The sequence below is a fragment of the Streptomyces sp. NPDC056231 genome, assembly GCF_048270745.1.
Classification (GTDB): Bacteria; Actinomycetota; Actinomycetes; order Streptomycetales; family Streptomycetaceae; genus Streptomyces.
On record NZ_JBLVKW010000038.1, the window covers coordinates 20383 to 44961 of the forward strand.

Below are 24579 nucleotides of genomic sequence, written 5' to 3' on the forward strand. Positions count from 1 at the left end.
GTGTTCGTGTTTAACGCGGGGTCCGTTTTTGGGCTGCAAACGGTTTATTGGGCCAACGCGACACGCACTTGAAGGGTTTTAGGTCCGGGGGCGGCGGGGGCGCTGCCGGCGCCCCGGACGCCTCACGCGGCCCCTCACCCAGTGTGACGTTCGCCGCTCCGGGCGCGGGGACTACCCCACTTGGTTACCCGCAAGTAGCATGAGGGGGTGCGGCGCGCCTCCGAGGCGTGCTCCGCAGCAGTGCCATCCGCACCCTGGAGGAGAGCCATCGTGCCTCGTACCATCCGGGACGTCGTCTTCGTCGACGGCGTCCGCACCCCGTTCGGCAAGGCGGGCCCGAAGGGCATCTACCACGAGACCCGCGCCGACGATCTCGTCGTGAAGGCCATCCGGGAGCTGCTGCGCCGCAACCCGGACCTGGACCCCGCGCGCATCGACGAGGTCGCCATCGCCGCGACCACCCAGATCGGCGACCAGGGCCTGACGCTGGGCCGGACGGCCGGAATCCTGGCCGGTCTGCCGCAGTCGGTGCCCGGCTACTCCATCGACCGCATGTGTGCGGGCGCGCTGACCGCCGTCACGTCGACGGCCGGTTCCATCGCCTTCGGCGCGTACGACGTCGTCGTCGCCGGTGGTGTCGAGCACATGGGCCGCCACCCGATGGGCGAGGGCGTGGACCCGAACCCTCGCTTCGTGTCGGAGAAGCTGGTCGACGAGTCCGCCCTGTTCATGGGCATGACCGCGGAGAACCTGCACGACCGGTACCCGCAGATCACCAAGCTCCGCGCCGACGAGTACGCGGTCCGCTCGCAGGAGAAGGCCGCCAAGGCGTACGCCAACGGCAAGATCCAGCAGGACCTGGTGCCGATCTCCGTGCGCCGCACCAACGCCGAGGCCGGTGAGACGGGCTGGGGCCTGGTCACCGCCGACGAACCGATGCGCCCGGGCACCACGCTGGAGTCCCTGGCCGGTCTGAAGACCCCGTTCCGTGCGCATGGCCGCGTGACCGCAGGTAACGCCGCCGGTCTCAACGACGGCGCCACCGCCTCGCTGCTCGCCGCCGAGGACGTCGCCCGCGAGCTCGGCCTTCCGGTCAAGATGCGTCTCGTCTCGTACGCCTTCGCGGGTGTCGAGCCGGAGGTCATGGGCTACGGCCCGATCCCGTCGACCGAGAAGGCCCTCGCCAAGGCCGGCCTGTCGATCGGTGACATCGGTCTCTTCGAGATCAACGAGGCGTTCGCCGTCCAGGTGCTCGCCTTCCTCGACCACTACGGCATCGCCGACGACGACGCGCGTGTCAACCAGTACGGCGGCGCCATCGCCTACGGTCACCCGCTGGCCTCCTCGGGTGTGCGTCTGATGACGCAGCTGGCCCGCCAGTTCGAGGAGCAGCCGGACGTCCGCTACGGCCTGACCACCATGTGTGTCGGCTTCGGCATGGGCGCGACGGTCATCTGGGAGAACCCGAACTTCGACGGAGGCAACAAGTGAGCGAGCGCAGCGAGCGAACAGACAAGAGGTGCAGCCTGAGCGAGTGCCAGGCCGAGCGAAGCGAGGGTCAGGCATGAGCTCGACCACTGAGCTTCTGAAGGGCGCAGCCGAGCTGTTCCCGGGCGAGGTCGTCACGCAGGCGCACGTACGCCACCTCGACCTCCCGGCGGGTGCGGGCAGGTTCGCCCTCATCACGCTGGACAACGGCCTGGACCACACCAAGCCGACGACCTTCGGACCGCAGTCGCTGGCGAACCTGAACGCCGCCGTCGACCAGGTCGAGAAGGAGGCCGCCGAGGGTGCGATCACCGGTATCGGTATCACCGGCAAGCCGTTCATCTTCGCGGTCGGCGCCGACCTCAAGGGCGTCGAACTGCTGAAGAACCGCGACGACGCGCTCGCCATCGGCAAGGGCGGCCACGATGTGTTCCGCCGCCTCTCCGGTCTCGCGGTCCCGACGTTCGCGTACTACAACGGCGCGGCGATGGGCGGCGGTGTCGAGGTCGGTCTGCACTGCTCGTACCGCACCGTCTCCAAGGCGCTGCCCGCGTTCTCGCTGCCCGAGGTCTTCCTCGGTCTGGTCCCCGGCTGGGGCGGCTGCGCCCTGCTGCCGAACCTGATCGGCGCCGACCGAGCGGTCTCGGTGATCATCGAGAACTCGCTGAACCAGAACCGCCAGCTGAAGGGCAAGCAGGTCTTCGAGCTCGGGATCGCCGACGCGATCTTCGAGGGCGCGGACTTCCTGGAGCAGTCGCTGATCTGGACCGCGAACGTGCTGAACGGCACGGTCACGGTGGAGCGCCCCGAGATCGACCGCGGTGACGCCTGGGACCGGGCCGTCGCCCGTGGCAAGGCCATCGCCGACTCAAAGGTGCACGGCGCCGCCCCGGCCGCATACCGCGCGCTGGAGATCATCGCCGCGGCCAAGGACGGCGATCTGAGCGCCGGCTTCGACGCCGAGGACCAGGCCCTCGCGGACCTGATCATGGGCGGCGAGCTGCGCTCCGGGATCTACGCCTTCAACCTGGTCCAGAAGCGCGCCAAGCGCCCGGCCGGTGCCCCGGACAAGAACCTGGCCCGTCCGGTCACCAAGGTCGGCGTGGTGGGTGCGGGCCTGATGGCTTCGCAGCTCGCCCTTCTCTTCCTCCGCCGCCTCGAGGTCCCCGTCGTCCTCACCGACATCGACCAGGAGCGCGTCGACAAGGGTGTGGGCTATGTCCACGCCGAGATCGAGAAGCTGCTCGGCAAGGGCCGGATCAACCAGGACAAGGCCAACCGCCTGAAGGCCCTGGTCACCGGGGTACTGGACAAGGCCGAGGGCTTCTCCGACGCCGACTTCATCATCGAGGCCGTCTTCGAGGAGATCGGCGTCAAGCAGCAGGTGTTCGCGGAGGTCGAGGCGGTCGCCCCGGCGCACGCGATCCTCGCCACCAACACCTCGTCCCTCTCGGTCACCGAGATGGCGTCGAAGCTGCAGCACCCGGAGCGGGTCGTCGGCTTCCACTTCTTCAACCCGGTCGCAATCCTCCCGCTGCTGGAGATCGTCCGAGGCGAGCAGACCGACGACGCGTCGCTGGCCACGGCGTTCGGTGTGGCACGCAAGCTGAAGAAGACCGCGGTGCTGGTGAAGGACGCCCCGGCGTTCGTCGTCAACCGCATCCTCACCCGCTTCATGGGCGAGATCCAGAACGTCATCGACGAGGGCACCTCGGTCGAGGTCGCCGAGAAGGCCATCGAGCCCCTCGGTCTGCCGATGTCCCCGCTGGTGCTCCTGGAGCTGGTCGGGCCGGCCATCGGTCTGCACGTCTCCGAGACCCTGAACCGCGCCTTCCCCGAGCGTTTCACCGTCTCCGAGAACCTCGCGGCGGTCGTCAAGGCCGGCAAGCGCGGCTTCTACGTGTACGACTCCGGGATGCCGGAACTGGACCCGGAGGTCGCCGCGCTCCTCAAGCAGGGCGATGTCGTCCTGTCCGAGGAGCAGGTCCGCGACCGCGTCCTGAACACGGTCGCGCAGGAGATCGGTCTGATGCTGGACGAGGGAGTCGTCGCCGAGGCCCAGGACATCGACCTCTGCCTGATCACCGGCGCGGGCTGGCCCTTCCACCTGGGCGGCATCACGCCGTACCTGGACCGTGAGGGCGTCTCGGAGCGGGTGAACGGCAAGAAGTTCCTGGCGCAGGGCGTGGCGAGCGTTCCCGCGTAACATGTCCGCACGCACCTGACTCGCCTTCACGAAAAGCGAACAAGCGCAGCCATGGCGGGCCGTACGATTTTGCCGTACGGCCCGCTTTTGCGCACAAAAAGACCGAAACGTAGCCATATCGGAATCTTTTTGATTGTCGACTCAACCTAAATTTCTTGTTAATCTTCACTCTCGCGACACGTTGGTTTCACTCGGCTGCACTGAACGGTGGATGCATCACCCCCACACTCCGCCGGAGCGAGCGAATCGACGCGTAGCCGTCCCAGGTACTGGTTGCTCGCCGAAAGGTCGAGCGGGGGAGCAAGAGGTAATCGAGCGATGGGTAATCCCGAGACGTCTACGCTCGTACGCCTCTATCGGCGTCTGCTTCCGCACGCATTGCGGCAGCGGCTGGTAAGGATCTTCCCGGCCGACAGCCGGCTGCTCCTGCAGCGCGCACTGGCGGGTCTGGGCAGCGCATGGCGAGGCCTGCGCAAGCACATGAGCGTGCGACTCAGTAAGCGGCTCCGCCACGACGCGCGCCGTGTCGGCGTGCGGCTCGTCTGGTCCGGGCGCAAGGTCCGTGCCGCCGAGGTCGCCGAGGGTCTCACACCGTCTGTCACTCGCGCCACCAACCTCTTGCGCGTCTGCGACATTCTGAAGCGGCACGGCATTCCGCACTTCTGTGTGCGCAGCAATTCCGTCACCATGACCGCCGTTGCGGTCCCCGCGAGCGAACGCGCACGCGCCGAGCGGGCGCTGCGGGTGAGCGCACTCGCCGAGGGTGCACTGCTCGCGGGCGGCACGACGGGGGGACGCCCGCTGCACGCCGATCAGCGGGGCTCCTGGTCACAACTCGGTGAAGAATCGGTTCTGCGCATCTGGTGGCTGCTCACCGACCCCACGGGACGTTGGACGCTGGGACCCAATCACGCCTGTGTCATCGAATTCTGGGCCGAGCAGGGCGGGTTGCTCATCGCCCCCGTACCCAACCTCACTGCCACGGCCGTCGTCGCCGCCGAGAATCCCGTACAGGTACCGGTCAGCCACTTCACCGGCCCGATCAGCGGCGCGCTGGACGCCCTGCCCCAGGTGGACACCCGCTCGGAGTTCACTCTCTCCCTCCCGGACGAGGTCACCTTCCCGGTGGACGCCGTCTACACCTGGGTCGACGGGGCCGACCCGGAGTGGATCCGCCGTCGGGCCAACGCGCTGGGCCGGACCGACTACCACGAACAAGCCATCAGCGCCGCCCGCTTCACCAGCCGCGACGAACTGCGTTACTCCCTGCGCTCACTCCACCAGTTCGCCCCCTGGCTGCGCACCATTTACCTGGTCACGGACGGGCAGGTGCCGGCCTGGCTGAACAGCGCCCACCCCCGCATCAAGGTCGTCCACCACCGCGACATCTTCACCGACCCGACCGCGCTGCCGACGTTCAACTCGCACGCCATCGAGAGCCAGCTGCACCACATTCCCGGACTCTCCGACCAGTTCCTGTACTTCAACGACGACGTCTTCCTCGGCCGCAGCGTCACGCCGGGCGAGTTCTTCCACGCCAACGGGCTCTCGAAGTACTTCCCCTCGAACGCGCTGGTTCCCATGACACCGCCCTCGCCGGAGGACCCTCCGTCGGAAATCGCCGCGAAGAACAACCGCGTCGTCATCGCCGGGACGTTCGACCGGGTGCTGACCCAGAAGATGAAGCACGTGCCGCACTCACTGCGCCGCGACATCCTCCAGGAGATCGAGGAACGGTACGCGGCCGAGCACCGGCTGACGCAGCACTCGCAGTTCCGCAGTCCCAGTGACCTGTCGATCACCTCCTCGCTGCACCACTACTACGGGCAGCAGACGAGCCGTTCCGTGACGGGAAAGATCCGCTACACCTACCTGGATCTGGCCGCGCCCAACACCGGGTGGCACCTCAACCGCTTGCTCGCCCAGCGCGATTACCACACGTTCTGCATCAACGACACGGTCGACGACCCCGATACGGCGGAAGCCCGCACGGCAATGCTCAAAACCTTTCTGGAGAGCTACTTCCCCGTCCCCAGCCCCTACGAGCAACCCGGACCGGGATCCTCGCAACCTCCCGCAAACCGGTTGGACGACCACCGGTCCGCGCAGCACCCAGCACCCCGACCTTTGTGAAGTGGAACGATGACTAACGACCAGCGCATGATCCGCGCAGCAGCTCCGGTGATCGGAGACGACGAGATCGAGGCCGCCGTGCGCGTACTGCGCAGCGGCATGGTCGCCCAGGGGCCCGAGGTCGCTGCCTTCGAGGAGGAATTCTCGAAGTTCGTCGACGGCCGGCACTGCATCGCCGTCAACTCCGGGACCAGTGCGCTGCACCTGTCACTGATGGCGCTCGGTATCGGTCCCGGCGACGAAGTGATCGTTCCTTCCTTCACCTTCGCGGCCACCGCCAATGCTGTCCGCCTCGTCGGCGCGACCCCGGTCTTTGCGGACATCGAGCGCGACAGTTTCTGCCTCTCCCCGCAGGCCGCCGAGGCCGCGATCACTCCGCGCACTGCAGCGATCATGCCTGTGCACCTCTATGGGCACCCGGCTGCAATGGGTCCGTTCACCGCGCTGGCCGAGCGACACGGTCTCGCGATCGTCGAGGACGCCGCACAGGCCCACGCCGCCTCCCTGGACGGAACGCCTGTGGGCGCGTTCGGTGCGGCCGCCTGCTTCAGCTTCTACCCGACCAAGAACATGCACAGTCTCGAAGGCGGCATGGTCACCACCGGCGACGCCACGGTCGCCCGGACGCTGCGCCTCCTGCGCAACCAGGGCATGGAACAGCGGTACGCCAACGAGATCGTCGGCTTCAACGTCCGGATGACCGATGTCGCCGCGGCGATCGGCCGCGTGCAACTGCGCAGCCTGGACACGTGGACGCAGCAGCGCCGCGCCAACGCGGCAGCGCTCGACGCCGGTCTGCGCGGCGTCGTCACCCCGCCGGTCGCCGAGGGGGCGGAGCATGTCTACCACCAGTACACGATCCGGGTGAGTGCCGCGAGCGGCAAGGACCGGGACACGGTCTCCCGCGAGCTTCAGGAACGGGGCGTCGGCAACGCCGTCTACTACCCCACACCGGTGCACCGTCTGGCACCGTTCCGGACCGGCGAGAAGGTCCTCGGCTACGCAGCCGGGGATCTGCCCGAGACCGAGCGGGCCGCAGCGGAGGCTCTCTCCATTCCCGTCCACCCGATGCTCACGCCGCAGGAGCTCGAACGCCTGACGGCCACCGTCAACGAGGTCGTGGGGGTCATGGCATGAGCACGCAGAAGCCGCTGCGGGCCGGACTGATCGGTCTCGGCTCCATGGGCCGCAATCACGCCCGCGTCCTGAAGGGCCTCGAGGGCGTCGAACTCGTCGCCGTGGCTGACCCGGTGGCCGCCGCGGACAGCGCCCCCGCAGGCGTGCCCGTCGTGCGCTCGGTGGCGGAGCTCGCGGACCTGGGGATCGACTACGCGGTCGTCGCCTGTCCCACGGCCCTGCACGAAGAGGTCGCACTCGGCCTGGCCGAACGCGGTATACACGCCCTCATCGAGAAGCCGATCGCGCCCTCGGTGGAGTCGGCCGAGACGATCAGCCGGGCCTTCGACGAGCGTGGCCTGGTGGCCGGCGTCGGCCACATCGAACGTTTCAACCCCGCCCTCCGTGAACTGCGCGCGCGCCTGGATCTCGGTGAACTCGGCGATGTCTACCAGGTGGTGACACGACGTCAGGGTCCGTTCCCGGCTCGCATCGCGGACGTCGGCGTGGTGTACGACCTGGCCACCCACGACATCGACCTGACCGCCTGGCTCACCAACAGCCGTTACGAGTCGGTGAGCTCTGCAACGGTGTCGCGCAGCGGCCGGCCGCACGAGGACATGGTGGCCTTCGTCGGTCATCTCTCCAATGGCGTGGTCACCAACCACCTCGTCAACTGGCTGTCCCCGCTCAAGGAGCGAGTCACCATCGTGACGGGTGAGCACGGCTGCTTCGTGGCCGACACTCTCACCGCAGACCTCTGGTTCTACGCGAACGGCTCGCAGCCCACCGAGTGGGAGGGACTGCGGCAGTTCCGGGGCGTTTCCGAGGGCGATGTGACACGGTATGCGATCGTCAAGCGCGAACCGCTGCTGGTCGAGCACGAGACTTTCCGTGACGCTGTGCTCGGCAAGGAAGCCGACATCGTGACGCTGGAGCAGGCCACCGGGACTGTCGCCGTCGCCGAGGCCGTCATCGCCGCGGGCGTGAGCAGGACCGCGATCGATCTGACGCCCGGCCAGCCACTGGCCTCCGTCTGACCCGTCCGGTGCCCGGGGCCTGCCCGGCAGGCCCCGGGCCCGACGGAGTCGTTTCGGCGTCTTGAGGACGCACTGATGTACTGGAGTATTCGGTGATCCACCCGATCAATGCCACGGTCGACCCTCCGCGGCGCCCTTTGGAAAGGGGCCTGCACGAAATCCCTGTCGGCATGCACCGCCGCCTGGCGCACGTGCAGCCCGGCCTCACGCCGCTCGCGGTCCGCGCCCAGCACCTTCAGCTGGTGTCCGTGGCACTGACCCGGGCAGGCGTCGAGCACTTCGTGGTGCCCGGAACCGAGGACACCGCGTCCGCAATCGGCGTCCGGGACACCCAGAAGGGCCGGGTCGCCCAGGCGATGCGGTCGCTCTTCCGCGCGAGCCCCGGGTACATCCAGCGCAAGGTGCCCGTCCAGCGCACCAGCGAATTGCTGCACCTCGGCTCCCGCGAGGCGTCCTGGCAGGGGTTGGAGACCGTCGACGTGCTGCGCGCGGTCTGGTTCCAGGCCGATCCGTCGGGCGACCTGGTGTACGGCACCGAGTACGGCTGCGACATCGAGTTCTGGCGCGAGGAAGAAGGGCGGTTGCTTCCGCCGCAGATCAACCGGGGCGCGAGCTTCCTCCCCGTGCACGGGGAGATGACCCTCGTCTCGCCTCACCGCTTCTCCCGCCTCGCGCCGCCGGAGGCGGACATCATGCACTCGCAGCGCCGCTGGGGCCGGAAGCCGGCGCGGAGCGGGCTGCCCACTCGCCAGGAGTTCGTCTGCACCGGCGCCGACGAGATCACCTTCCCCATCGATGTCGTCTACACCTGGGTGGACAGCGACGACCCGGCCTGGCAGCGCCGCCGCGCCGAGGCGTCGGGGGACGTCTTCCATGAGGAATCGGCGAGCGCCGGCCGCTACATCAACCGTGACGAGCTGCTCTACTCGATGCGCTCGCTGCACATGTACGCCCCCTGGGTGCGGCACATCTTCCTGGTCACCGACGACCAGGTTCCGCACTGGCTCAATGAGGCCGCAGAGGGCATCACCGTGGTCTCGCACCGGGAGATCTTCCGCGACACCAGTCGGCTTCCGGTCTTCAACTCCCATGCGATCAGTGCCCAGTTGCATCGCGTTCCGGGGCTTTCGGAGCACTTCATCCACTTCAACGACGATGTGTTCGTCGGCCGGCCGATCACTCCGCACGAGTTCTTCCTGCCCAACGGGGCCTCGAAGTACTACCCGGACACCGTCCGTATCCCCATGGGTCCGGTGCAGCCGGAAGACCTGCCGCACGAGGTGGCCCGCAAGAACGTCCGGGCTCTGCTCGAGGACCGGTTCGGCCGCACCATCATCGACGCGATGAAGCACACCCCCGTGCCGCTGCGGCGCAGTGTGCTGGAGGAGATGGAGCGGGAGTTCGCGGAGGTGTTCCGGGCGACCGCGGCCGCGCGATTCCGTAGCCGGACCGATGTCGACGTCGGCACCTGCATGTATCCGTACTACTCCTACTTCACGGGGCGCGGAGTGCCCGACACCATTCCGTACGCCTATCTTCATCTCTCCATGGTCCAGCTCTCCAAGAAACTGCAGCGATTGCTCAAACGCCGGGACGCGGCCGTCTTCTGCGTGAACGATTCCTTCACCACCGAGGACGATGTGGCCGATCAGGAAGCACTGATCCACCCCTTCTTCGAAGCGTACTTTCCGCTTCCGAGTCCGTACGAGAAGTCCGCAGCGTCGCGATGAAGATCGAATTCCTGATTCAGAACGCCTATGCCGCGGACGGCTCCACCCGCGCCGTACTCAATCTCGCAAGCGCCCTCGCCGATACGCACGAGGTACGTATCGTCTCGGTGTTCCGCTGGCTCGACCGGCCCGCCATCGCACCCGCCCACGGGGTGAAGGTCGTCTCGCTGCTCGATCTTCGTGAGGGCCGTCGTCCCGACAAACAGGACGTCCGCAGGCTCACACCGTCCCGGATCATTCCGCGTACCCAGGAGATGTCCTGGCGCTACAGCCAGCTGACGGACGACAAGGTCGAGGAGTACCTGACCGCCTCGCAGGCTCAGGTGGTGGTCGGCACCAGCCTCGAGCTGGCCGCCTACGTCGCGCGGTGGGGCCGGCCCCGAGCGCTGCGTCTGGGCCAGCTGCACCAGCTGAGCACCGTGCTGTCCGCGCAGGAGCAGAGCCGTGCCTGGGCGGGGCTCGGCCGGCTCGACGCGGTGGTGGTGCCCAGCGCCTACGAGGCCCAGGCGGTGACCGCGGCGGGGCTGCCGGGTGATATCGCGGTCTACGCACATCCCGACTGCGTACCCGATCCCCGGGTCCGTCCCGCCGACGGACGTTCTCGAGTGGTGATGGCGGCCGGGCGCCTGGTTCCGGAGAAGCGTTTCGACCTGCTCATCCAGGCATTCGCACAGGTCGCGGGAGCCCACCCGGACTGGCAGCTGCGGATCTTCGGGACCGGTCCGGAGTTCGGTCAGCTCCGGGCCCTGATCGCCGAACTGGACTTGTACAACCACGTGTTCCTGATGATGGAGGAACCACGACTGGAGGCCCAATGGGCCTCGGCTGCCATCGCCGCCGGGACATCGGACCGGGAGTCCTTCGGCCTGGCGCTCGCCGAGGCCATGCGCTGCGGGCTGCCCGTCGTCTCCACCGCCTGCCCCGGCGGGCCGCAGGAGATCGTCCGTCACGAGGTCAACGGCCTGCTGACCCCGGTGGACGACATCGGCGCCTTTGCCGCCGCGCTGCTGCGCCTGATCGAAGACGAACCGGCACGCGTCGCGCTGGGACGCCAGGCGTGGGAGGATGCCCACGCCTATGGTCCGGAGGTCTCCGCGGGACGGTTCGAGAAAGTCATCCGAATGGCCCGCCGGACTCGCCGTGCAGGCCGGCCCGCTGCCGAGGTCTCCGTCTCCTGCGCGGTGGCTCAGAACGGGCTGATCAATCTGCGCCTGGAGGGCGTGCGGGAGGGCCGCGACGACCTCGACCTGGTGCTGCGGAAGCGGAAGGCGGCACGCGGCGAACAGCCCGTCAGGCTCCCGCTGCTGCCGGTCGAGGGGCCCACCCCGCATCTGTACGAGGCGCTTGTTCCGTCGGACCCGGGGGTTCTTACCGAGGGCCGCTGGGACATCCATCTGGACACCGGCGAGGGCAAGCCGGCAAAGGTCCGGCCGGGCACCCTTGATCTGCGCGGCTTCGGCCCGGTGGCCACCGGGCCCGGGTACACCGTTGTGCAGCTTCCCTACGCCTCCGAGAGCGGCCATCTCGCGCTGCGTACGTGGACCCGGGACCGGCACGCCGAAGCGACCGAGGTCTGGGTCGACGAGGGAGTCATGCATCTGCGGGGGCTGCTCTACGGCTCCGACTTCGGTACTGCGGAGCCTCTGCTGCTCATGCGCAGGCGCGGTGTCGAGGAATCGGGCTTCTGGCTGCCCGGCGTCTCCTCGGGCGGCGCCGACTTCACCTTCTCGCTGCCCGCATCCGATCTGGCCGAGCAGCTGGTGTCCCGCCACGAGCTGTGGGACCTGTGGGTGGGGCGACGCCACGACGCTGTCGTTGCGCGGCTGGGCCGCTTTCTGACGGACGTGGTGGACGTGAAGGGCGTGTTCGCCTACCCCACCATGGTGGTGCCCACCGGTGAAGGCCAGCCGATCATGGTGAAGCCGTACTACACGGCCGGCACCGAACTGTCGGTCCGGGTCTCCGAAAAGGCCGGGTAACGGCGGCGCGTGAACATGACTGGCACATCGGGCGTTCAGGCACACCGGGCGCGGACCATCGGCACCGGCTCACAGCCGGAGCCAGCCCTCCAGCGCCATTCCCTGCTGGTCGGCACGCTGCCTGGTGACCTTCATCCGTCCGTCCCTGCCGACGACCGCGACGACCAGCCGCCCGTCGCGGTCCAGAGCGAGCGCCGGGGTGCCCTCACAGGGTTCGAGGGTGTCCGCCCACCAGGCCCCGGCGGATTCCGCTTCGGTCGGATAGGCGGTGAGGGCGAGGGTGCCCGTCGCTTCCGTCTGGGCCAGTACGGTGCAGTCGTAGCCGTCGACGAGACACCGGCTGAGGGCGAGGGGACCACGCCCGGAGTGGCCGCTCAGCGGAGCGGGCGCGACATCGGGGATGCCTGCCGTCGGCAGGCGGTAGGCCACGACCTCGCCGGACTGCTCATCACGCCAGTAGTGGGTGACCCTGCCTTCGTAGGTCTCGGTGCCGGAGGCTGTGTTCGGCCGGGCGATGAAGACCAGATTGGGGGCGCGGTCCAGCGGGCCTCCCGGGGTCTCCTGCCGCCAGACGTATACGCCCTTGTCCGCAGGCATGAAGAGCTCGATGCGGCCGGAGCGGGTGACAACGGCGGACAGCCCCTCACGTACCCGCTTGCACGGCATGGACATCCACTTGCCCCACACGCCGTTCGCGTCACGTCTGCGCGCGGACACTCCCCCCAAGGCGTTGCGGACGAACAGGTGCAGTGCGTCAGCGCCGTCGACGACGGCGACGGGGGCGCCGATGGCCGATGCCTTCGCAGCGTCCTTGCCGTGCGGATTTCCGGCCGAGTGCCAGCCCGTCATCGGACGGCCTGCCTGGTACTGGGAGGCGTAGACGATCTCGAGGGGGGCCTGGGGGCCGTCGCCCGTACGCCTCAGACCGAACAGGTCGACAAAGCCGCTCGGACCATTGGCCACGCACACATACGGCAGCAGCCGGGCATCGGGCAGGAAAAGTTCGGGGGCCGGCCAGCCGTCGCGGCCCGTGGCGGACTCCGTCCAGCGGACGATACCTCCGGTCCTGGCCGGGGCGTACGCAGTGAGGCGGCCATCGGGCGCGGACACCAGCCAGCCCGTCTTCGGCGGTGGCGCGGCCAGGGCTTCGGGGCGCGTCGCGGCGTCCTGGGCCGATGCGACAGAGGCCCTCCCGGAAGGAACTGCGGCACGCCTACGCCCAGTACGCAAACTCATCGTTCCCCGACCGTTCTCACTGAATACCTTCTCCGGTGCCGAACGGCGTTGGGCGGAGTCCCATGTGTCTCTGTTGAGCGCCCAGTTTCGCCTTACCGGCAACAACTGGTGTCACAATAATACTCGACAGGGTCGATTTCCGAGTGATTCCTGTCGCACAATGCGACTTTGAGGCACGCATCATGCTTGGGCAGAAGCGCGGTACCCCACGGAGCGACTTCGGCACACATGGCCCGCCCACGACCCATTCCTCCCCTCTCGCACGCGTTCCAGCGCGTCCCGACGGAAGAACTAGACGAGCCCATGACAGATCAGACCTCCGGCACCGAATCGCACATGCCCTTTGAGCCCGCGTCAAGACGAGCGCCCCGCAAGCGCCGCCGCGGCCTCAAGATCACACTCAGTGTCCTGCTCGTCCTCCTGCTCGCTGCCGGCGGAACCCTCTACTGGCTGTACAGCAAGCTGGACGGCAATATCAAGGGCGTCGACATCAACAAGGCGCTGGGCGACGACCGACCGGAGAAGCTGCCGACGAGCGGGCAGAACCTGCTGGTGCTCGGCTCCGACTCGCGGGCCGGCGCCGAGAACAGGGAGCTCGGTGGCGGCGGCAACATCAGCGGGGCCCGCTCCGACACCGCGATGGTGGTGCACATACCCGAGGGCCGGACCAAGGCCGTCGCCGTGTCCATACCCCGTGACACTCTCGTCACCCGGCCCGAGTGCACCAAGGCCGACGGCTCGACGTTGCCCTCCAAGAAGCGGGCGATGTTCAACGGCGTCTACTCGCTGGCCGGTCCGGCCTGTGTGGTCAAGACCGTCGAGCAGATGTCCGGCGTCCGGATCGACCACTACCTGGAGATCAACTTCGCCGGGTTCAAGGATCTGGTGGACGCCATCGGCGGGGTCACGGTCGATGTCCCGCAGGACATCCACGACAAGTCATCCGGCCTCGACCTCACCGCGGGCCCGCACAAGCTCGATGGCACCCAGTCCCTCGCGTACGTCCGCACCCGGCACGGCATCGGCGACGGCAGCGACCTGGGCCGGATCGGGCTCCAGCAGCAGTTCCTCCTCGCGCTGCTGAGTGAGGTCAAGTCGCAGGATCTGCTGAGCAGTCCGAGCAAGTCGTACAAGATCGCCAACTCGGCCACCAAGTCGCTGACCACGGACTCCGGGCTCGACTCGCTGACGTCCCTTGCGGAATTCGGCCGTTCGATGGGCGGTGTGGATCCGGCTTCAATGGAGACGATCATGCTGCCGGTCGCATACGACAAGATCGAACCCGCTCGGGTTGTAGCCGTCCAACCGCAGGCCGGGGATCTCTGGAAGGCGATCCGCGAGGACGCTACGATCCCGGAGTCCGCGAAGAAGTCCCCCGCCACCGGCGGCTGATGGCCGGTGCGTGACACCGTTCCTCACCAGTGTGCATAGGTGAGTCCTGGACCCACTGTCGTGTACTGGGCGCATCCCGAACGATTTTGGATGCCCTGGGTTCCCGCTCTCGCCTCCCACTCGGCGACGGTCCTCCAGGGGGCCGGTCCGTTGCGGGTGGGCGGGTTCCCTCACGTCCCCGGGCGCCCGGTCCGGCCTGGACGGTCCGATGCCCCGCACGATCACTCCGGTCGTGCGGGGGCGGTGCCGTCCTTCCCCAAGCTCTCAACTCCGTTCGAGCAGGGGATACCCCATCCCGGACCGGGTGCCCGAGGGCGCGTCGTCCGATCGCGATACCTGCGGCATCGTGACGGGACATGGTGCGGTGCGGGGTGGCCAGCGGTTTCTGCCAGTGCTGCGCACCCCACTGGGAGGTGTAGGCGGGATCGACCGCGACAATGCTCAGGCCGTGTTCGGCGGCCATGGAGACCAGCCGGGCCTTGAGTTTCGGCTTGGGTGAGATGTTGGCGGGTGTCGAGGAGCCGTTTGCCGCCCCGCACCACCCGGACCCGTCCCGCCTGCCAGTCGGCGACAGCGGCATCGTGCCGGGCCGTAAGTGCCGCGAGGCGGCGAGATGTGCTGAACCACTCACTCCTGGAGCGGTAGCCACCCTCGGCACGGTTGGTGCCCTTCTCCCCGATCGGGAGGGACAGGCGGTGCCGCAGCGTCTTGATCCCGGCCGCCAGCGTCTGGATGTGCGCGGCCTGGCAGCGCCGGGCGAGTGCCCACTGGTCGTGGGTGGCCTTGGTGATGGCCCGAGCGATCCTGGACCCCGACTCCTTCGTCAGTTCCCGCTTACGCGCCGCCCATGTCTGAGCATTGTGCTCCAGACCATCCACACAGCGGCCCTTGAGATCGCGGGAGGCCGGCACACCCTGGTGCTCACAGGAACACGGCCGTGCTCCAGAGGGGACTTCACATTGCGCCGACCGGGCGGGTCCGCAAGGAGAAGGAACGCGAACGCCGCCGCGGCCTCACAACTCAGGCTCCGCCCGAACTCTGCGAGCGACTTGAACGAGCTGAGCTCGGAGTCAGTGGTGAGCGAGTTCGCAGCCGCATCGATGATCTTGAATGACTTCGCGGAACTGCCAAGGAAATCCTGCTTCTTGACCTCGTCGAGCAGGGCGACCAGGAACCGCTGCTGCTGACCGATCCGCCCGAGGTGTCACCGCCGATCGCGTCCACCAGTCCCTTGAAGCCGGCGAAATCAACTTCGACGTAATGGCCCATCGGCACGCCAGTCGTCTTCGCCACGGTCTTGACCACGCAGGACTACGGTTGGCGTGCCAGACAAACCTGCCCGAGGTGTTCTCGCGCGCCGCTAAGGGCTGTCCTGTAATCCCTGGTGCCGCAGCTGTCGTCGTGCGCTGATCCACCAGGGATTACAGGACAGCCCTTAGGCGCAGAAAATCCACCGCGGGGGCGTTACGCACCCGAAGCCGTTTCTCACGCCCCCACGACGGACGCGGCATTTTTAAAGGCGATGTCAATCCCCTTCCTGACCTCATTCAACTGCTTCGCATTCACCTTGATGTCTTCTCGTTCGTAGGCGGACTCAACAGAGACCCATATGCCGATGACATTGTGCCGCTGCTTGCATTCAACCTCTGCGGTCGCCGTAGCAATCTCAAGCGCGGACGGTGCATCAGTTCTCCAACGAGGGTCGTTGATCGCATCGATGGGCGTCTTGTAGGAGAATTTTCTTCCCTTCATGCACCGCGCCCAGTCGGCAAAAGACTTCTTGACTCTGACATCTTTCGTAGATCGCTCAAAATTTCGAAAGTTGACTTCTATCGCCACCTCGGCATCCTGGATTATTCCGCCCCCCTGAGTGAGCTTCCGATCCGTTTCACCTGCACATCCGCCGTCCGGTATGCGCATTCCTCGGTAGGTGTCTCCGGTCGGAGACGGTGCATCTTTTTCCGATTCATCACGGATGCCCAGAACGTTTTTCATGTCGGCCGACAAAGGAGACTGAACGGGGGACACCTCCTCCTCCACCTGGCGTTTGGCCTGGCGATATCCGAGCGAGGAGGCAATCTTTGGATCAGTCGGTCCGTATCGGTTGGTCACCTGACCCGACATCTTCTTGTAATCAGGAGTATTCGGAGTGAAGTCGAACCCGAATCGCTTCATACACGAGCCGATCAATTTCGATCGGGCACGTTCAATCCGGTCATTTTCGGTAGGACTCATCAGGTATTTCTCGACCGGCAGGCTATGGTCGCTCACATCCTCGATGATTGGTGTCTCAGCTACGACAGGAGGTGCCGCCGCACGCGTTGATGTCTTACTCGAAGGAGGTGCACAACCAGCTGTCATGCCGCTCACCAGCGCCAGCGCCAGCGCAGCGGTAATCGATAGCTGGGTCGATCTGACCGGAACCATGCCGACTTCTTTCTGTACACGCAAAGGTAGCGATGCCTGCACATGTACCATCGCGAAGGCATCGCCACATTTGGGCAGCACTCACTGCCGAGAATTCTCGCTCATCACGGAGAACGCCCTACAAACCCTGAGAGCGCCCCGAGGAAGGTGCCCTAGATCCGACACACCCTCAGGAAAAACCGAAAAATGCCCTTCAGCGCCTAGTTGACCGGACAAACGTTGAAGGTATTGAAACACTGCGAGGCGTTGTCGTTCTTCAGCGTCGCATTCAGATTTGCGCCGGTGTTGCGCTTGATGAGCTGGCTGGGGCCGCCGAGGTTCGAGTTGTAGTAAACTCTCACGTCATAATTGTAATTGAGGTTCTTGATGGATGCCGCATTATTCTTTACGGTATACCCGTTACTGAAGGAGCCGGTGTAGTTGTGCGGGTAGCTGGTACTACCCCGACTCTCACCGTACTTCGGCCCGGCGAAGTCCGAGTTGTAGTACAGGCAAGCATCGATCGTCGCATCACAGGATCCCTGGCCCGTTGCGGACGCCGGCGAGGCGCCGACGAGGGCGAAAGTGAGTGCTGCCGCAGACAGTGCGCCAGCAGTGAACTTGCGCTGAAGGTTCATTTCTACTCCTCAGAGGCAATACATGGTGACGACGATCGTGGCAACTGGTTCACACATCGAACTGCCCACGGCCCGCCAAGGGCAATAGTCGGAATCTGATTGTCGGCCTCGTACCCGAAGTTCGCGGAAGCCGAAAACAATCAACGCCGAACCCTCCCCCAGCAGGGCGTCATTGATGAGTGAATGTGTCCACGTGGTGAACGATGGTGATCGTTCAGCAGAATTATTGACTGAGGCATACCTGCCGTCAAGAGTGATCATCTAGCCAACACCCGTTGCTTATCCGGACGTTGGCGGCTTTCGGTGGCCCCCGCCCTGTCCCCTCGGGCGACGTCGTCGCAGGTCCGCTGAGCACTGCGCACGGACATCACGGGTCGGCGCAGAAGTCCCTCGCGACTGACGGTTACTCTTCCGGGGTGCCCAGAATCTTGCTGATCGTCGACGCCGCCAACGTGGTGGGGTCGGTGCCCGACGGGTGGTGGCGGGACCGGCTGGGCGCGGCCGAGCGGCTGCGGGACTCCCTGGTCCCGTTCGCCGCTGACGGTCTGCCTGGGCATCCCGGCCCCGTCGAGCTGGTACTGGTCGTCGAGGGCGCGGCCCGCGGTGTCGCGTCGGTGCCGGGGGTGCGGGTGGAGTCGGCGCCCGGCAGTGGGGACGACCTGATCGTCGCGCTGGTCGCGGCCGAAGCGGCCCGGCCGGCGGGCCACGGCTGTGTCGTGGTCACCGCCGACCGGGAGTTGCGGCAGCGGGTGGAGGCACACGGGGCTCAGTGCGTGGGCCCCCGTGCCGTACGGCCGCTGCCGCCGTCGGGTACGGACTGACTCACGGGCGGCCGCTCTCGGCGTTGATCCGGCTGTGGCTGCGCCCGTACGCGAAGTAGATGATCACGCCGATGACCATCCAGATGCCGAACCGGAGCCACGTCTCGGCCGGCAGGTTGAGCATCAGCCACACCGACGCGGCCACCGAGAGGATCGGGAGCACCGGCACCCACGGGGTGCGGAACGCGCGGTGGAGATCGGGGCGGGTGCGACGCAGCACCAGGACGCCCAGCGCGACGACGACGAACGCGAAGAGCGTGCCGATGTTCACCAGCGTCGCCAGTTCGTTGATGCTGGTGAAGCCGGCGACGATCGCGATGATCACGCCGAGCAGGATGGTCGGGCGGTACGGGGTGCCGAACTTCGGGTGCGTCTTGGAGAAGAACCGCGGGAGCAGCCCGTCGCGGCTCATTGCGAAGAACACCCGGGTCTGACCCAGCAGCAGGATCATGCACACCGTCGTCAGGCCGACCGCCGCACCGAAGCTGATGAACCCGGCGTAGACGGGATGGCCGACGGCCTTGAAGGCATCGGCCAGCGGGGCGCTCACCGACAGTTCGGTGTAAGGCTCCATGCCGGTGACCACCAGCGATACAGCGACGTAGAGCACCGTGCAGATGAAGAGCGAGGCGAGGATGCCGCGCGGCATGTCGCGCTGCGGGAGCTTGGTCTCCTCCGCGGCCGTCGCGACGACGTCGAAGCCGATGAAGGCGAAGAAGACGATGGAGGCTGCGGTGAAGATGCCCATGATGCCGAAGTTGGTCGGTGCGTAGCCGAACATCAGCTGGATCAATGGCGCGCTCAGTCCGGAGCCGGCCGGCTGCGGCTGCGCCGGCGGGATGAAGGGCGAGTAGTTGGCGACCTTGATGAAGAAGAGCCCCGCGATGATCACGATCATGACGACGGCCAGCTTGATGGCGACCACGACCGTCGTGACCCGGGCGGAGAGCTTCATGCCGAGCACCAGGACGGCGGTCAGGACGAGCACCAGGAGGAAGGACAGGAGGTCGAAGCCGAATCCTTTTGCCGCGTCCGGCCCGGAGAGCACGTCGGGCATGTGCCAGCCGACGTTGTCCATCAGCGAGCGGACATAGCCGGACCATCCGACCGCCACCACCGCGGTGCCCAGGGCGAATTCCAGCACCAGGTCCCAGCCGATGATCCAGGCGATGAGTTCGCCGAGCGAGGCGTACGAGAAGGTGTATGCGGAGCCGGCGACGGGCACGGTGGAGGCGAACTCGGCGTAGCAGAGCGCGGCGAGCGCGCAGACGATGGCCGCGGCCACGAAGGCGAGGGCGGTGGCGGGCCCCGCGGTCTCCTTCGCCACCTTGCCGGTGAGGACGAAGATGCCTGTGCCGATGATGACACCCACTCCGAAGACCGTGAGGTCCAGGGCGGAGAGTGACTTCTTGAGCGCGTGCTCCGGTTCCTCAGTATCGCGGATGGACTGCTCGACCGTCTTGGTCCGGAACAGTCCGCCCTTCCTGGGTGGTGTGTCCTGCTGGGCAGTCACCGGCGTACCTCCACGCACTCGTCGTGTACGCCATGATTGGGACCTCATCGGTCGCGGAAGGCTCCGCACCCGGCGATTTCACGCGAATGGGCCGGTCGAACCACCCTCGCAGGGTGGCCGACCGGCCCATCTGCCGTATCGCTCGCCGGTCGCGGGGACCGTGCTCGAACGGGTCAGTCGCGCGCTGGTTCGATCACGGAGCGGCTGTCGGCGTCGCTGTCGAACCGGCCGTCCAGCTTGGCGACGAGTCCGGTGACCTGACGGGCGATGTCCGGCGCGGTCAGCCCGATCTCGGCCATGACCTCCTTGCGGGAGGCGTGGTCGAGGAAGCGCGGCGGGATACCGAAGTCGCGCAGCGGTACGTCGACCCCGGCGTCGCGCAGCGCCTGGGCGATGGCGGAACCGACACCGCCGGCCCGGCTGTTGTCCTCGACGGTGACGACGACGCGGTGCTGCTCGGCGAGCGGCGCCATGGCCTCGTCGACGGGCTTGACCCAGCGGGGGTCGACGACCGTCGTCGTGATGCCCTGGGCGTCCAGCAGGTCCGCGATCTCCAGGCACATCGGGGCGAGCGCACCGACGGAGACCAGGAGGACGTCCGGGCGGGGCGCGTCGGACGCCCGCAGCACATCCATGCCGCCGACCCGGCCGACGGCCTTGACCGCCGGGCCGATCGCACCCTTGGAGAAGCGGACCACGGTCGGGGCGTCGTCGACCTCGACGGCCTCGCGCAGCTGGGCGCGGACCTGGTCGGCGTCGCGCGGGGCGGCGATCCGCAGGGTCGGCACGCACTGCAGGATCGACATGTCCCACATGCCGTTGTGCGAGGCGCCGTCCGTGCCGGTGATACCGGCACGGTCCAGGACGAACGTCACGCCGCACTTGTGCAGGGCGACATCCATGAGGACCTGGTCGAAGGCGCGGTTGAGGAAGGTGGCGTACACCGCGAAGACGGGGTGGAGTCCGCCGGTGGCGAGGCCCGCCGCGGAGACCGCGCCGTGCTGCTCGGCGATGCCGACGTCGTAGATGCGGTCCGGGAACTCCTTCTCGAACTTGCTGAGGCCGACCGGGTGGAGCATGGCCGCGGTGATCGCGACGATGTCCTTGCGCTCCCTGCCGAGCTTGACCATCTCCTCGCCGAAGACGGAGGTCCAGTCGAGGCCGGAGGTGGAGATGGGGAGACCGGTGTCGGGGTGGATCTTGCCGACGGCATGAAAGCGGTCGGCCTCGTCGAGGAGGGCGGGGGTGTAGCCGCGGCCCTTCTCGGTGAGGCAGTGCACGATGACCGGTCCGCCGAAGCGCTTGGCGCGCTGCAGCGCGGATTCCAGGGCCTCGATGTCGTGGCCGTCGATCGGGCCGACGTACTTCAGGCCGAGGTCCTCGAACATGCCCTGTGGGGCGATGAAGTCCTTCAGCCCCTTCTTGGCGCCGTGCAGCGTTTCGTAGAGCGGCTTCCCGACAACTGGGGTGCGCTCCAGGATGTCCTTGCCCCGGGCCAGGAAGCGCTCGTAACCGTCGGTGGTACGGAGCGTGGCCAGGTGGTTGGCGAGGCCGCCGATGGTAGGGCCGTACGAACGCTCGTTGTCGTTGACGACGATGACGAGCGGACGGTCCTTGGCAGCGGCGATGTTGTTCAGCGCCTCCCAGGCCATGCCGCCGGTGAGTGCGCCGTCACCGATGACCGCGACGACATGGTCGTCCTTCTTCAGTACCTCGTTGGCCTTGGCGAGACCGTCGGCCCAGCCGAGGACGGTGGAGGCGTGCGAATTCTCGATGATGTCGTGCTCGGACTCGGCGCGCGAGGGGTAACCGGAGAGGCCTCCCTTGCTCTTGAGCTTCGAGAAGTCCTGGCGACCGGTGAGCAGCTTGTGCACATAACTCTGGTGCCCGGTGTCGAAAAGCACCTTGTCCTTCGGCGAATCGAAGACCCGGTGCAGGGCGATGGTCAGCTCGACCACGCCCAGGTTGGGGCCGAGGTGGCCACCGGTCTTGGAAACGGCGTCGACGAGGAAGGTCCGGATCTCTTCGGCGAGCTGGTTCAGCTGCTCCGGGCTGAGCCGGTCCAGGTCGCGCGGTCCCCTGATGTGGGTCAGCAACGGCACCCGTGCCTCCTTGCGTATGAGCCGGTCGAACTTCTTGCCGATCCGCAGAGTCTAATGTTCCGCACAGGACGGCTTTCGGCAGGGGGCGCGTTCGTGTGTCACACCTTCGGCGGGAAGTACCACATATCTCTTGATATTTCTTGTGTTTCGTGTTTTTCGGTGAACACGTGCGAGATCACCTGGCGTCAGGGAGTCACGTCGCTGCTCGCGACGGTCACACCCTGCCCGCCACCGGCGTCGCCGCACTCGCGGCGACGGTTCCCGAGGTCGCGTTCTCGGCGGGAGCGGTCTGTCACACCGGCGCGAGCGCACCCTCACCCGTACTGACGGCCATCGTGCTGTCGGCGGTGCAGTCGAGCCGTACCGTACGGCTGGGCCTGGGCAGGTACATCGGCGAGAACGACGTGCGGACGGCCGCCCGGGCCCTCGTACGGGGCGCACGCGGCGCCGCCGCCGTCACACCGGAGTGACCGCTTCCGCCTGCGGGCACGGCCGTGTCCGCAGGTGCCCCGGACACAGCCGTGCCCGGCATCCATGACTGATGCCGGGCACGGCCTGCGGAACCGCGGTCAGGCGCGGCCCGCGGACTTCTGGGTCTTGCGGGTGATCGAGTCGATGACGACCGTGGCGAGAAGCACACCACCGGTGATCATGTATTGGATCGGGGTGGCGATGCCCTCCAGGGCGAGGCCGTACTGGATCGAGGTGATCACCATGACACCGAGCAGCGCGTTCCAGGTGCGGCCGCGGCCGCCGAACAGGCTGGTGCCACCGATGACGGCCGCCGCGATGGCGTTCATCAGCAGGTCGCCGGTGCCGGCGCTCTGGTTGGCCGCGGCGATCTTGGAAGCGAGGAACAGGCCGCCGATGGCCGCGAACGTGCCGGCGATCGTGTAGACCGAGATACGGATCGCGGTGACGTTGATACCGGCTCGGCGCGAAGCCTCGACACTGCCGCCGAGCGCGAAGACCTTGCGGCCGTAGGCGGTACGGCGCAGTACGAAGTCCGTGGCCACCAGGAACGCCAGGAAGATCACCAAGGCGAGCGGCAGGCCCTTGTACTGGTTGAGCACATAGGCGACGACCAGGGACAGGACCGCGAGCAGTCCCGTGCGCACCAGGATCTCGCCGACCGGTCGGGAGGGGATGCCCGCTGCCTCACGCCGCCGGTTCTCGAAGAACGTGCTGAGGAAGTACACCAGCGCGGAGAGTACGGCCAGGCCGTAGGCGGCCGCCACATCGGTGAAGTAGTACGTGGTCAGATGCCCGACGACGCCTTCGGAGTCCAGGTTGATCGTGCCGTTGTCGCCCAGGATCTGGAGCATGAAGCCCAGCCAGAACAGCAGACCGGCCAGGGTCACGGCGAACGCGGGGGCACCGACACGGGCGAAGAAGAAACCATGGACGGCGCCTATGACCGCGCCGCTGGCGATCGCGACGAGGATCGCGAACCACTCGTTCATGCCGTGCGTCACCGTGATCACGGCGACGACTGCGCCCGAGACACCGCTGACCGAGCCGACCGAGAGGTCGATCTCACCGAGCAGCAGTACGAAGACGATGCCGACGGCGATCATGCCCGTGCCGACCATCGTGACGGAGATATTGCTCAGGTTCTCCGCGGAGAGGAAGTTCGAGTTGAGGCTCTGGAAAATCACCCAGATGATCAGCAGGCCGAGCACGACGGGCAGGGAACCGAGATCCCCGGCCCGCATCCTGCGCTGGAACTCCGACAGGTAACCCTTGAGGCCCTGCTCCCGTACGAGCAGCCGGGGGTCCACCGCGGTGACGGCGCCCTTGGCAACGTCGGCCGTGGGGACGGCAGTCTTTTCGGTGCTCACTTCTGAACCTCCGCGTTGCGCGCCGCACGACGGGTCACGGCGTTCTCCGTGGCTCCGGTGATGGCGGAGATGATCTCTTCCTGCGACGTGCTCTTCACATCGAAGACGCCGTTGTTGCGGCCCAGACGGAGCACGGCGACCTTGTCGGCCACGGCCTTGACGTCCGCCATGTTGTGGCTGATGAGGATGACCGCGTGACCGCGCTCACGCAACCGCTCGACCAGGTCGAGGACTTGGGCGGTCTGCTCGACGCCGAGCGCCGCGGTGGGCTCGTCAAGAATGACGAGCTTGGGCTCGCCGAGCATCGAGCGCGCGATCGCGACGGTCTGGCGCTGACCGCCGGAGAGCGAGGCGATCGGAATGCGCACACTGGGGATGCGGATGGAAAGGGTGTTGAGCAGCTCGCGCGAGCGGCGCTCCATCTCGACCTCGTCGAGGATGCCGCGCCTGCGCAGCTCCCGGCCGAGATAGAGGTTGCCGACGACATCGATGTTGTCGCACAGCGCGAGGTCCTGGTACACCGTCGCGATGCCCAGGTGCTGGGCATCCTGCGGCTTGTTGACCTGGACGGGGTTGCCTTCCCACTCGATGACGCCGTCATCGATGGGGTGCACACCGGCGATCGTCTTGACCAGCGTGGACTTTCCGGCGCCGTTGTCGCCCACCAGGGCGACGACCTCACCGGCGTGGACCTCAAGCTCTACATCGGTGAGTGCCTGCACAGCACCGAATCGCTTGGAGACCCCACGCAACGCCAGCACGGGCGTAGCGGACACATGAACCATCTCCTTCGCCGCCTGACCGGCGGGGATGCCGCGCCTGGGGGAAGGCACGGTGGTCGAGCAGAAGAGAACAAGAGAACAGGAGGCGGGAAGCGTTCTGCCCGGCGCCCCGCCCGATAGCGGGACGGTTGATGTGCGGGGCGCCGGACAGGCTTC

The 24579-nt window shown here is 67.0% G+C and carries 17 protein-coding genes and 2 pseudogenes; 10 read left to right on the forward strand and 9 right to left on the reverse strand.

The genetic code is table 11. The features are described 5' to 3' along the window. Positions 1-270: 270 nt before the first annotated feature. From ACNPQM_RS25825 to ACNPQM_RS25855, 7 genes are all read left to right on the forward strand, one after another. Positions 271-1491, forward strand: a complete 1221-nt coding sequence (locus tag ACNPQM_RS25825) for a thiolase family protein (RefSeq protein ID WP_358856381.1) — start codon at positions 271-273, stop codon at positions 1489-1491. A gap of 73 nt (positions 1492-1564) precedes the next feature. Then, positions 1565-3694 carry a 3-hydroxyacyl-CoA dehydrogenase NAD-binding domain-containing protein gene (locus ACNPQM_RS25830; RefSeq protein ID WP_418085900.1) on the forward strand — a complete coding sequence of 710 codons (2130 nt, stop codon included), beginning with the start codon at positions 1565-1567 and terminating at the stop codon, positions 3692-3694. Positions 3695-4012: 318 nt separating this feature from the next. Next, positions 4013-5827, forward strand: a complete 1815-nt coding sequence (locus ACNPQM_RS25835) for a stealth family protein (protein WP_418085901.1) — start codon at positions 4013-4015, stop codon at positions 5825-5827. Positions 5828-5836: 9 nt separating this feature from the next. Next, on the forward strand, positions 5837-6964 hold the full coding sequence (locus ACNPQM_RS25840) for a DegT/DnrJ/EryC1/StrS family aminotransferase (RefSeq protein WP_358856378.1): 1128 nt from the start codon (positions 5837-5839) through the stop codon (positions 6962-6964). Then, the gene (locus ACNPQM_RS25845; RefSeq protein ID WP_418085902.1) at positions 6961-7983 is read left to right on the forward strand and encodes a Gfo/Idh/MocA family oxidoreductase; all 1023 of its coding nucleotides are present in this window, start codon (positions 6961-6963) and stop codon (positions 7981-7983) included. The genes ACNPQM_RS25840 and ACNPQM_RS25845 overlap by 4 nt, the downstream gene beginning before the upstream one ends. Before the next feature lie 170 nt (positions 7984-8153). Further along, entirely contained in the window at positions 8154-9713 is a 1560-nt protein-coding gene (locus ACNPQM_RS25850; RefSeq protein WP_418085903.1) for a stealth family protein, read from the forward strand. After that, complete coding sequence (locus ACNPQM_RS25855; RefSeq protein ID WP_358856375.1) at positions 9710-11692, forward strand: glycosyltransferase; 1983 nt, start codon at positions 9710-9712, stop codon at positions 11690-11692. Before ACNPQM_RS25850 ends, ACNPQM_RS25855 begins: the two co-directional genes overlap by 4 nt. A gap of 69 nt (positions 11693-11761) precedes the next feature. On the opposite strand, the gene ACNPQM_RS25860 is transcribed toward ACNPQM_RS25855, so the two are convergent. Continuing rightward, complete coding sequence (locus ACNPQM_RS25860; protein ID WP_418085904.1) at positions 11762-12802, reverse strand: hypothetical protein; 1041 nt, start codon at positions 12800-12802, stop codon at positions 11762-11764. 462 nt (positions 12803-13264) lie between these two features. Between ACNPQM_RS25860 and ACNPQM_RS25865 the strand changes: the two genes are divergently transcribed. Next, complete coding sequence (locus ACNPQM_RS25865) at positions 13265-14320, forward strand: LCP family protein (protein WP_358856498.1); 1056 nt, start codon at positions 13265-13267, stop codon at positions 14318-14320. Positions 14321-14345: 25 nt separating this feature from the next. Here ACNPQM_RS25865 and ACNPQM_RS25870 read toward each other — a convergent pair. From ACNPQM_RS25870 to ACNPQM_RS25885, 4 genes and pseudogenes are all read right to left on the reverse strand, one after another. Next, positions 14346-15240 (reverse strand): annotated as a pseudogene (locus ACNPQM_RS25870) (hypothetical protein); the annotation flags it as partial. A 98-nt stretch (positions 15241-15338) separates the two neighbouring features. Beyond that, positions 15339-15631: pseudogene (locus ACNPQM_RS25875) on the reverse strand (LCP family protein); the annotation flags it as partial. Between the two features lie 174 nt (positions 15632-15805). Next, positions 15806-16747, reverse strand: coding sequence for a hypothetical protein (locus tag ACNPQM_RS25880; RefSeq protein ID WP_418085905.1), 942 nt, complete (start codon positions 16745-16747; stop codon positions 15806-15808). A gap of 200 nt (positions 16748-16947) precedes the next feature. Next, positions 16948-17364 (reverse strand): peptidase inhibitor family I36 protein, encoded by a 417-nt coding sequence (locus tag ACNPQM_RS25885; RefSeq protein WP_358856372.1) that lies wholly within the window; start codon positions 17362-17364, stop codon positions 16948-16950. Positions 17365-17780: 416 nt separating this feature from the next. On the opposite strand from ACNPQM_RS25885, the gene ACNPQM_RS25890 reads away from it, so the two are divergent. Further along, the gene (locus ACNPQM_RS25890; RefSeq protein ID WP_418085906.1) at positions 17781-18185 is read left to right on the forward strand and encodes an NTP pyrophosphohydrolase; all 405 of its coding nucleotides are present in this window, start codon (positions 17781-17783) and stop codon (positions 18183-18185) included. A 1-nt stretch (position 18186) separates the two neighbouring features. Here the strand turns inward: ACNPQM_RS25890 and ACNPQM_RS25895 are convergent, their stop codons facing one another. Beyond that, positions 18187-19698 (reverse strand): amino acid permease, encoded by a 1512-nt coding sequence (locus tag ACNPQM_RS25895; RefSeq protein ID WP_358856370.1) that lies wholly within the window; start codon positions 19696-19698, stop codon positions 18187-18189. A gap of 173 nt (positions 19699-19871) precedes the next feature. Then, positions 19872-21800, reverse strand: a complete 1929-nt coding sequence (dxs, locus tag ACNPQM_RS25900) for a 1-deoxy-D-xylulose-5-phosphate synthase (protein ID WP_418085907.1) — start codon at positions 21798-21800, stop codon at positions 19872-19874. Positions 21801-21967: 167 nt separating this feature from the next. Here dxs and ACNPQM_RS25905 point away from each other — a divergent pair, with 167 nt between their 5' ends. Next, complete coding sequence (locus ACNPQM_RS25905; protein ID WP_418085908.1) at positions 21968-22270, forward strand: hypothetical protein; 303 nt, start codon at positions 21968-21970, stop codon at positions 22268-22270. A 99-nt stretch (positions 22271-22369) separates the two neighbouring features. Here the strand turns inward: ACNPQM_RS25905 and ACNPQM_RS25910 are convergent, their stop codons facing one another. Continuing rightward, the gene (locus tag ACNPQM_RS25910) at positions 22370-23641 is read right to left on the reverse strand and encodes a sugar ABC transporter permease (RefSeq protein ID WP_418085909.1); all 1272 of its coding nucleotides are present in this window, start codon (positions 23639-23641) and stop codon (positions 22370-22372) included. Beyond that, entirely contained in the window at positions 23638-24426 is a 789-nt protein-coding gene (locus ACNPQM_RS25915) for an ATP-binding cassette domain-containing protein (protein ID WP_418085929.1), read from the reverse strand. Before ACNPQM_RS25915 ends, ACNPQM_RS25910 begins: the two co-directional genes overlap by 4 nt. Between the last annotated feature and the right edge of the window lie 153 nt (positions 24427-24579).